Genomic DNA, 10,745 nt, shown 5'->3' with positions numbered 1-10,745 from the left:
CAAGCTGACTTAGTGCTTTTTATCGCTTACAGAATCGCACGCATTGAACACAAAACAACCTAGACAACATAAATTGTGCTCATCTGCTCACAATTTACCGTCACACTTACTCACTTTAACACGTGCAACAGACTAAATATTAAGGATATTTTAAAACTAGACCAAGGTCTAATAGTGTTAGGCGTCGGTTAAAGATGATACTTTAGCCACGCCATTTTTAGAAAGGGAAGCCCCTATGAGCTCGCAGTCTCTTTACAAAGTTCCTAGTGACATTGCAGACAACGCACTGGTTAATAACGATCAATATAAGAAAATGTACCAGGAGTCCATTGTTAATCCAGAAGGTTTTTGGAGAGAACACGGCAAACGTATCGATTGGATTAAACCTTACACCAAAATTAAAAAAACCTCATTTGATGATCACAATTTATCAATCAACTGGTTTTATGACGGTACGCTCAACGCATCAGCTAATTGTTTAGACCGTCATTTAGAGCAGCACGGCGATAAACTGGCGATTATTTGGGAAGGTGATGACGCCAATGAACAGCGTAAAATTACCTATGCAGAATTACATGCTGACGTCTGTAAGTTTGCCAATGCATTACGCAGCCAAGGTGTGAGTAAAGGCGATATTGTCACAATATATATGCCTATGGTGCCAGAAGCCGCGGTAGCAATGCTCGCGTGCGCCCGAATTGGTGCAGTCCACTCTGTAGTGTTTGGTGGATTCTCACCAGATTCAATTGCAGCAAGAGTCATTGACGGTAAATCTAAAGTACTCATTACCTCAGATGAAGGTGTTCGTGGTGGCCGTAAAATTCCGTTAAAACGCAGTGTTGATGAAGCGATTGCCAACCCAGATGTCACTTCTGTTGAGAAAGTGATTGTACTCAAACGCACCGGTGGTGATATTGATTGGGTTGAAGGTCGTGATGTATGGTGGCACTCATTAATGGAAGTGGCCTCAGAGCATTGCCAACCCGTTGAAATGAACGCTGAAGACCCACTATTTTTACTTTATACCTCAGGCTCAACCGGTAACCCTAAAGGTGTGTTACATACCACTGGCGGATACATGGTTTATGCTTCGATGACACATGAATATGTGTTTGATTACAAAGCCGATGAAGTTTACTGGTGTACTGCCGATGTCGGTTGGATTACCGGCCACTCCTATATGGTGTACGGACCTTTTGCTAACGCCGCGACAGTCTTAATCCATGAAGGTGTGCCAAATCATCCAACGCCTGCACGTCTTGGTGAAATGATTGACCGCCACAATGTGAATATTCTGTACACAGCGCCAACATTAATCCGTGCACTTATGGCTGAAGGCAAAGAGCAATTTAGCAGCTACAAAGGTGACTCATTACGTATTATGGGCTCAGTGGGCGAACCGATTAACCCAGAAGCGTGGCGCTGGTACCATGAGGTGATCGGTCATGAAAATTGCCCGATTGTCGATACTTGGTGGCAAACCGAAACCGGCGGCATTTTAATTAGCCCGCTACCTGGCGCAACAGATACTAAGCCAGGCTCAGCCACTCGACCATTTTTTGGCGTACAACCTGCATTAGTCGACAACATGGGCAATATCGTTGAAGGCGCTACAGAAGGTAACCTGGTGATTCTTGACTCATGGCCGGGTCAAATGCGTACCGTATACGGTGATCATGATAGATTTGCCCTAACGTATTTTAAAACATTCCGCGGTATGTATTTTACCGGTGATGGCGCGCGTCGCGACGAAGATGGTTACTACTGGATAACTGGCCGTGTCGATGACGTAATTAACGTTTCTGGCCACCGCCTAGGTACTGCTGAAGTTGAAAGCGCACTTGTGTCGCATGAGCTCGTTGCAGAAGCTGCCGTTGTGGGTTATCCACATGACATTAAAGGCCAAGGTATTTATGCCTACGTCACCTTAACACGCGACGTAGAACCAACTGAAGAGTTACGCCAAGAATTACGCCAATGGGTGCGAAAAGAAATTGGTGCCCTAGCGACCCCAGATCTTATTCAATGGGCGAGCGGATTACCTAAAACACGCTCAGGTAAAATCATGCGTCGTTTTTTACGTAAAATTGCGGCAAACGAAGTGACTAACTTAGGGGACTCTTCAACACTGGCAGATCCAGCGGTAATTGATACCTTAATTGAAAGCCGTTTAAACAAAACAGAATAATGTCACACTATCAATCTATCCACCCATGAGAAATCCTGACCAATTTCTCTTTTTGGCCCCTCCCAGAGGGGCCTTTTTTTGTTCTTTATATTTCGGCATTCACACACAGCATTGCAATAGATTGAATTAAATTAGCAATATTGAGTCATCACAATGCCATATACCTCATACAACGCTTGATACAACACCAAATATAAGATCGGTGTAAAGTGATATCGATTAAACAATTAATGCGATAAACCACAATGGCCTTTATCCACTATATGAATATGCTACTCTGTTGCAAAATATGATGATGTATAGATAAATATTACCACCTACGACCTCAAATATGATGATTAACCTTCGCGATTACCAACAACAAGCTGTAGATGCCGCTGTGGCGCATTTTAAACAAAGCCCACTATCTGCGGTATTAGTTTTACCTACAGGAGCAGGTAAGAGCATTGTGATTGCTGAATTGGCAAGGATCGCTAATGGTAATGTATTAGTGCTCACCCATGTGAAAGAGTTAGTGGCTCAAAATGCAGAAAAAGTAGGGTTACTGACTCAAGAAGCCAATATTTATTCTGCGGGGCTCAAACAAAAAAAAGCCAATGGCAAAACAGTTGTGGCCAGTGTTCAATCAGCTTCACGCGCGCTCAATAAATTTGATCAGGCATTTTCATTGATCATTATCGATGAATGTCATCGCGTGAGTACAGAGTCGACGAGCCAATATCAACAGTTGTTAACTCATTTACGCACTAAGAACCCACAAATAAAACTATTAGGACTGACCGCTACGCCTTATCGGCTTGGATTGGGCTGGATATATCGACACCATTATCACGGAAAAGTCGGTAACACTGATAAACCAGTATTCGAGAAGTGCATTTTTGAGCTGCCTATGCGGCCATTAATAAAAAAAGGTTATTTAACTCAACCCACGATTTTTGATGGACTCAGTGCACAATACGACTTCAGTAATTTAGCACCGGTTGAAACCAATGAATATTCGGCGACAGAAGTTGATAACCTACTGCACCATCAAGGCCGTGCGACGACAGCCATTATTAAGCAAGTTAAACAATTAGCACAACATCGCCAAGGCGTACTTATTTTTGCTGCCACAGTGCGCCATGCTGATGAGATAATGGCGTTAATGGATGATGATGCGGCATTGATCACGGCAAAAACGCCACACTCTGATCGTGATGACATCATAGAACGCTTCAAAGCCAAAAAGCTCAAATTCATCGTTAATGTTGCCGTGTTAACCACAGGGTTTGACGCGCCGCATGTCGATTTAATTGCCATATTACGTCCAACGGCGTCTGTGAGTTTGTTTCAACAAATGATTGGCCGTGGGCTCAGGCTTGCAGATAATAAAGCCGACTGCTTAGTGATTGATTACGCGGCAAACGGCTATGATTTATTTTATCCAGAAGTAGGTCAAGCTAAACCAAACAGCAAGTCAGTCCCTGTACAAGTCCACTGCCCTATTTGCCAATTTGCCAATACATTTTGGGGGTTAGTTGACGCTGATGGCGATATCATTGAACACTTTGGCCGACGCTGCCAAGGATTGATCGATGACACCAAACAGTGCGATTTTCGTTTCCGCTCAAAATCGTGCCCTGACTGCGGCGCTGAAAATGACATTGCTGCGCGTATTTGCCAAACTTGTCAATCGACCTTAATTGACCCAGATAAACGCCTTAAACAAGTACTTAATGCCCAGCATCATCACTTATTTAAATGCCAAGAGATGTTATTACTTTGCCAGGACGAAAAGCTCATCATTCAATACATCGACATTGAAGGTAACGATTTCAAACAGACATTCCAATTTTCTACCCCCGCTCAACGTCGAGCATTTTATGCCGTGTTTGTATTGAGCCACACTCGCACACCCGGTTTACTTCATCCTAAATATCACCAAGCTAAAGATGTGTTGGCCGATAAAGAGCGGTTTAGAAAACCCGATTTATTACTATTAAAGAAAAATAAATATCGCTGGGATTTAGTTGATTCATTTTTTGATTATCAAGGCAAATATAAAATCGATATGAGTTAAAACAAAATTAATCGCGTTGAATTATGAAAAAAAAAGCTCATATGGTATAAATTGTCCATATCATTAAACAGGAGTCACCATGTTTGTAGTTATTTTTGGCCGTCCAGGTTGCCCATATTGTGTTCGTGCTGTTGAACTGTCTGAAAAATTAGCAGCTCAAAGTGAAGATTTTAAATTTAAGTATGTTGATATTCATGCTGAAGGGATCACAAAGGCAGACCTTTCTAAAAGTGTCGGTAAGACAGTAGAAACTGTGCCACAAATCTTTATTGATGAGTTGCCAATTGGTGGTTGTACAGAATTTGAAGCCTATGTTCGTCAAAACAATTTATTAAAGTAAATTGCTCAATTTGATGCTCATAAAAAAGGCAACCTGATGGTTGCCTTTTGTTTTATTACCGCCTCTACAATACGTATTTAGCGGAAAAAATCACACGATTTAAGTCACCTTCAAACCCATTTTCAAGCTCGTTCAGTGCATGCATAAATTCCACACCAAAAGTTAATGGTTTTGATGGAGAGTACAATAAATTGACGTAAGCTGAATAGGCAGATTTATTCACCGCCTCTCCAGTCAGCGCGACATCATTATCGGCCGTAAAACCAGAGAAGGTCACACTAGAACGCCATTGCTCAGTCCACCAGTGGCGGTACGATACAAAACCACCAAACGACTTAATTGCTTGAATATCTCCATCGGCATCAATTACGCCTGCGTTGGCATAGTTCAAAGCCATATAACGCCCAAGCCCTTCACCATATGTCGCGGTAAATCTAAAATCATCTTTACCTACCAGGATCACACCCGCAAAACTCGCTCCATAGCCTAGTTCAGAGGTGTCATAAGTTGTGCCGCCAATCACTTGCTCTACATTGAGTTGTCGCACGATGGCTGATGCAGAAAATGATGACCCATTAGCCGTGCTAAAATTATAACGGCCTATAAAGTCAGGCACTACACCACTACCACTGGTAATACGAGCTCCACCACCAAAAGGCGTTACAGTGGTTTCAGGGTTTTCTATTGCAAATTGCCAATTACCGCTGCTATAACGAATTAGCGACTGTCTCACAAAAGGTGTGCCCTCCGGTGCTCCCACAAAATCTAAATTCTCAGGCAATGCCCCCGGATTTTGAAACGTCGTCCACGTCTGGCCTATAGTCCATTCATCATAGCTAACAAACGCATGGCGGATACGAGGTGAATAACTATTAGACACACGCTCATTACCATCGGCATGAGTCATAAAATCCAGCTCAATAAATCCGGTTAATTTATGACCGTCTACATCGGTTACTGTTTTAAAATTAAAACGAGATTCTCGCGCCTGAAAGTCAACGACCTCCTTCCCATTGCCTTCTGTACCGTATATCGTCCCTGGCACATAAAACTGACGAGAAAGTGCGCCAGAATCTGGTGCGCCATTGCCATAATCACTAAACATAACATCGGCTTTAATATATCCCCCAAATGTCATATCCGTTGCAGCTTGAGCTCCCCCACTCATCGCTAATATCGCGCCTGCAATACATAAACTTAATGTTGCTTGTTTCATTATTGTCTCCCTTTTAGTTTTATTCTAATCCTATGCAATATCGGTCAATTAACATTCAAGTAACATTAGCAATAAGTCTATGAGACAAAAGTAGACAAGCGAAAGCTAATGCTTGGTTTGTACATTGCATTTGAACATTGCAGGTAAGCAGTAATGGACAAACTGAGGTAAATAATGAGGAATAAATCAAAAAATGGTGGGTCGTGAAAGATTCGAAATTTCGACCAATGGATTAAAAGCCAACTGCCGTCGTTGATTTAAACCAAAGTGACTGAGCTAACGACCCATCTTGGTTTCATAAGCTTCATTACCTACAGGAGCAAAAGCAAACTGCCTATATTTCAAGACCGACTGAGCTATCAACTCATCTTGGTTTTGCAGTCATCAATGCAAAGTTGAATCATATACCTGATAAAAATCTAATAGAAGATGAGTAAACTGAATATAGAATTAATTAGTTTGGAACTATCAAGTAGATATTGAAGAGGAGAAATCAAGAAGTGGTGGGTCGTGAAGGATTCGAACCTTCGACCAATGGGTTAAAAGCCAACTGCAGTCGTTGATTTAAACCAAAGTGACTGAGCTAACGATCCATCTTGGTTTTGCAGTCATCAATGCAAAGTTGGATCATATACCTGACAAAAATCTAATAGGATATGAGCAAACTGAATCTAGAATTAATTACTTTTGAAGTACCAAGTAGATATTGAAGAGGAGAAATCAAGAAGTGGTGGGCCGTAAAGGATTATAAACTTCGACCAATGGGTTAAAAGCCAACTGCAGTCGTTGATTTAAACCAAAGTGACTGAGCTAACGACCCATCTGGTAAATCTTATATACGCTTAAATTCTTTAGCCACGATTTAGAAAGTGGTGGGTCGTGAAGGATTCGAACCTTCGACCAATTGGTTAAAAGCCAACTGCTCTACCGACTGAGCTAACGACCCATCTTGGTTTTATAAGCTTTATCGCTTATTGGAGCAAAAGCCAATTGTCTATGTTTCAAGACCCACTGAGCTAACGACCCATCTTAATTTTATAAGCTTCATCACTTATTGGAACAAAAGCCAACTGTCTATGTTTCAAGACCGACTGAGCTAACGACCCATCTGGTATAACGCTTAAATTCTTTAACCACGATTTAGAAAGTGGTGGGTCGTGAAGGATTCGAACCTTCGACCAATTGGTTAAAAGCCAACTGCTCTACCGACTGAGCTAACGACCCATCTTGGTTTTATAAGCTTTATCGCTTACTGGAGCAAAAGCCAACTGTCTATGTTTCAAGACCCACTGAGCTAACGACCCATCTGATACAACATTTAAATTCTTTAACCACGATTTAAAAAAGTGGTGGGTCGTGAAGGATTCGAACCTTCGACCAATTGGTTAAAAGCCAACTGCTCTACCGACTGAGCTAACGACCCATCTTGGTTTTATAAGCTTTATCGCCTACTGGAACAAAAGCCAACTGTCTATGTTTCAAGACCCGCTGAGCTAACGACCCATCTGATAAATCATTTATTGCCTCTAAATTCTTTAACCACGATTTAGAAAGTGGTGGGTCGTGAAGGATTCGAACCTTCGACCAATTGGTTAAAAGCCAACTGCTCTACCGACTGAGCTAACGACCCATCTTGGTTTTATAAGCTTTATCGCTTACTGGAACAAAAGCCAACTGTCTATGTTTCAAGACCGACTGAGCTAACGACCCATCTGGTAAATCTGATATAACATCTAAATTCTTTAGCCACGATTTAGAAAGTGGTGGGTCGTGAAGGATTCGAACCTTCGACCAATTGGTTAAAAGCCAACTGCTCTACCGACTGAGCTAACGACCCATCTGGTAAATCTGATACAACATTTAAATTCTTTAACCACGATTTAAAAAAGTGGTGGGTCGTGAAGGATTCGAACCTTCGACCAATTGGTTAAAAGCCAACTGCTCTACCGACTGAGCTAACGACCCATCTTGGTTTTATAAGCTTTATCGCTTACTGGAACAAAAGCCAACTGTCTATGTTTCAAGACCGACTGAACTAACGACCCATCTTAGTTTATAAACCTTAATCACTTTATTATGCAGTAACTACATAGGAAGATTAATGCTTTTAAACCCCTCAGAAGGCTATGCCGTTCTGAGGGCGCCTATAATACCTTTTTCAATTTCTCATGCAAGCGCAAATTTATAATTTGTTGTTGTTTGCATGAAAAACAGACTAAGAGGCTGTTTTTTGTCTTAATTAGCCTTTCAATGCTGATAATTGCTGTTGAGCAAGGCGTGCAGATGCACTGTCGGCATATTCTTTAAGGACTTTATTATAAAGCGCACGAGCACCCGCTGAGTCATTCTCTTTTTCAGCAATCATGCCTAGTTTGACTAAACTGTCACCACGCTTATTAGAATCAGAGAATTTACTGACAACTGTACTGAATGCTTGCTTAGCCGCGGTGTAGTCACTTTTATTGTATAACAATTGACCTAACCAATAGTTTGCGTTTGCGGCATAACTCGAGTCGGGATATTGTTTAATAAAATCACGAAACGCAGGAATAGCATCATCATATTTACGATCTTTCAAAACGAGGTTCACAGCAGCTTCATAGCTCGCTGTTTCACCTAGTGTAGAACTGGCTGCTGCAACCGTTGTTGGGTCTGCTTGAGCTTCAGCAGGCGCCGCTGGGGTTGATGACTTAGCAGTAAGATTAGCAATTTCTTCATACAGCTGACGTTGACGCTGTAGCATTTGATTCATTTGATAATTTTGTTGCTCAGTAATGCCTCGTAAATCCAACACTTCATTTTGTAATGCATCCATACGGCGTTGCATTTCAAACTCGCCCTGTTGCTTGGCTTTCATAATACGTTCTAATTTTGCGATTCGATCATCACTTGAACCGCTAGAAGCATCTGAAACAGGTGCAGGGGCAGCAAATGCAGTCGCAGTCGTGAAGAACATTGCCGCAACTAATATGGCTAGTTTCATTTTTTTCACTCCTAAAAAAGGCCAACCGATACCGGTTGGCCTTACATTTTTAACGCTTAGTAAACTAACACACCACGACGGTTTTTACCAAAACCTGTGTCTGTGCGAGTATAATCTAATGGCTTCTCTTCGCCGTAACTTACAATACTCATTTGGTTAGGTTGTACACCCATACCTTGTAAGTATTTGGCAATCGCTTTAGCACGACGTTCGCCTAGTGCGATGTTGTACTCAGGCGTACCACGTTCATCGGCATGACCTTCGATCAATACACGTACACTTGGGTTTTCTACTAAATAGTTACCGTGTGCTTGAAGGATATCAGCGTTTTCGCTTTGAACTTCACTGCGGTCAAAATCAAAGTAAATGATGTTTTGACGACGTAGCTCTTGTTCTTTTAAACGTTGCTGTTCAGCTGGGCTTAATACAGCTCCAGCACCACCAGTTTCAATACCACCAGCACCATATTCACTACCAGTACCACTCATAGAACCGTTAGCGTCAGTTTCAGAGTCTGAAGTTGAGCTACAGGCACCCAGTGCCATAAGCGGAACTGCAACCAACATAGCTTTAAACAACTTATTCAGATCCATTTTAAATCCTTATCAATATCTATTTAGAGAAACGGAGACCATGCTGGTGACTTCACCTCGCCCTGGCCGACAGGCAATCTTGCTTTAAATCTGCCGTCTACAGAGACAGCAGCTAATACTTGTTTACCTTCATGGGTTGTACCATAGATAACCATAGTGCCATTTGGAGCAACACTTGGTGATTCATCAAGTTGAGTTGACGAAAGCACCTGCATAAAGCGTGTTGCTAAATCCATTCTAGCAATGTGGAATTTACCATTAGTACGGTTTACAAAAATCATACTACGACCGTCTGGAGTAATTGAACCACCAAGGTTCCATTCGCCTTCAAATGTCATACGAGAGACTTTATTTGTATCTAAACTTACGCGATATAACTGTGGTCTACCGCCACGCTCAGAGGTAAATAACAATGATTTACCATCTGGGAACCAAGAAGGCTCAGTATCGATCGCATAATGGTCGGTAATGCGCTGTGTAGCTTTAGTCGCAATATCGACAACATAAATTTCCGGTTGACCATCTTTTGATAATGTAATGGCTAACTTTTTACCGTCTGGTGAAAATGACGGAGCGCCATTAATACCATTAAAACTACTCACCATAGTACGCGTTTGGCTGTAGATGTCTTGTACAAAAATTTCTGCTTTTCTGTTTTCAAAACTGACATACGCTAAACGACGACCGTCTGGTGACCACGTTGGTGACATTAATGGTTCTGGCGAACGTAACAACATTTGTTCGTTATAACCATCATAGTCAGCAATCATCAAGTGATATGGTGCTTTTTGACCTTGTTTAACAACAACATATGCTATGCGAGTTAAAAACGCACCGCGAATACCAGTCAGTTTTTCATAGACGATGTCACTAATACGGTGACCATATTGTCTAAACTGGCTAGCACTGATCACTGTCTCACGGCTTTCAAGTAATAACTCACTGTTATTAACAGGGCCTTTACTGATTAAATTTTGTGCTTTAACTAAGTCAATTAGTTCAAAACTCACAAGGTATTGATCTGCACCATAAGGCTTTACACTACCAACAACAACAGCTTCAGCGTCAACGTTGGTCCAGCTTTGCGCTGCAAACCCGCTAACAGATGACAATGTTGATTGTGGCAATGCACGCACATCTAATGATTTAAAAGCACCACTTCGAGCTAAGTCAGATGTTACTACGTCTGATATTGACGCAGGTGCAGGACCTTGCCCTTGCCAAACAAAAGGCACAACCGCAATCGGTCTTGCCGCATCGACGCCTTCTGTAATTACAATATCTAACGCTGCGCGAGCAGGTGTCGTTAACACAACAAGTGCCAGTGTTAACCATTTAGCCAAATTCTTCATGCGACTCCTTTAAT

7 protein-coding genes and 6 tRNA genes are annotated in these 10,745 nt (G+C 41.9%); 3 read left to right on the top strand and 10 right to left on the bottom strand.

Going from position 1 to position 10,745, the window contains the following annotated elements; all coding sequences use genetic code 11:
- Positions 1-235 precede the first annotated feature (235 nt).
- The 3 genes from acs (at position 236) to AC19MV_RS01395 (ending at position 4,587) form a co-directional block, all read left to right on the top strand.
- Complete coding sequence (gene acs / locus AC19MV_RS01405; RefSeq protein ID WP_498305372.1) at positions 236-2,188, top strand: acetate--CoA ligase; 1,953 nt, start codon at positions 236-238, stop codon at positions 2,186-2,188.
- Between the two features lie 331 nt (positions 2,189-2,519).
- Positions 2,520-4,247, top strand: a complete 1,728-nt coding sequence (radD, locus tag AC19MV_RS01400; RefSeq protein WP_498305371.1) for a DNA repair helicase RadD — start codon at positions 2,520-2,522, stop codon at positions 4,245-4,247.
- A 79-nt stretch (positions 4,248-4,326) separates the two neighbouring features.
- Positions 4,327-4,587: a GrxA family glutaredoxin gene (locus tag AC19MV_RS01395; RefSeq protein WP_432399735.1), complete on the top strand. Its 261-nt coding sequence runs from the start codon at positions 4,327-4,329 to the stop codon at positions 4,585-4,587.
- Positions 4,588-4,651: 64 nt separating this feature from the next.
- Here AC19MV_RS01395 and AC19MV_RS01390 read toward each other — a convergent pair whose 3' ends face one another.
- From AC19MV_RS01390 to tolB, 10 genes are all read right to left on the bottom strand, one after another.
- Positions 4,652-5,803: a DcaP family trimeric outer membrane transporter gene (locus AC19MV_RS01390; RefSeq protein ID WP_498305369.1), complete on the bottom strand. Its 1,152-nt coding sequence runs from the start codon at positions 5,801-5,803 to the stop codon at positions 4,652-4,654.
- Positions 5,804-6,673: 870 nt separating this feature from the next.
- Positions 6,674-6,749: transfer RNA gene (locus tag AC19MV_RS01385), tRNA-Lys, on the bottom strand.
- Between the two features lie 202 nt (positions 6,750-6,951).
- Positions 6,952-7,027: transfer RNA gene (locus tag AC19MV_RS01380), tRNA-Lys, on the bottom strand.
- 123 nt (positions 7,028-7,150) lie between these two features.
- Positions 7,151-7,226, bottom strand: a tRNA-Lys gene (locus AC19MV_RS01375).
- 131 nt (positions 7,227-7,357) lie between these two features.
- Positions 7,358-7,433: transfer RNA gene (locus tag AC19MV_RS01370), tRNA-Lys, on the bottom strand.
- 131 nt (positions 7,434-7,564) lie between these two features.
- Positions 7,565-7,640: transfer RNA gene (locus tag AC19MV_RS01365), tRNA-Lys, on the bottom strand.
- Positions 7,641-7,692: 52 nt separating this feature from the next.
- Positions 7,693-7,768: transfer RNA gene (locus AC19MV_RS01360), tRNA-Lys, on the bottom strand.
- 274 nt (positions 7,769-8,042) lie between these two features.
- The gene (gene ybgF, locus AC19MV_RS01355; protein ID WP_498305367.1) at positions 8,043-8,786 is read right to left on the bottom strand and encodes a tol-pal system protein YbgF; all 744 of its coding nucleotides are present in this window, start codon (positions 8,784-8,786) and stop codon (positions 8,043-8,045) included.
- Between the two features lie 56 nt (positions 8,787-8,842).
- Entirely contained in the window at positions 8,843-9,379 is a 537-nt protein-coding gene (pal, locus tag AC19MV_RS01350; protein WP_188954953.1) for a peptidoglycan-associated lipoprotein Pal, read from the bottom strand.
- A 23-nt stretch (positions 9,380-9,402) separates the two neighbouring features.
- Positions 9,403-10,731, bottom strand: coding sequence for a Tol-Pal system beta propeller repeat protein TolB (gene tolB, locus AC19MV_RS01345; protein ID WP_498297600.1), 1,329 nt, complete (start codon positions 10,729-10,731; stop codon positions 9,403-9,405).
- Positions 10,732-10,745 lie beyond the last annotated feature (14 nt).

The sequence above is a fragment of the Shewanella sp. MF05913 genome (assembly GCF_059758095.1).
This window is presented reverse-complemented; position numbering and strand designations above follow the sequence as displayed.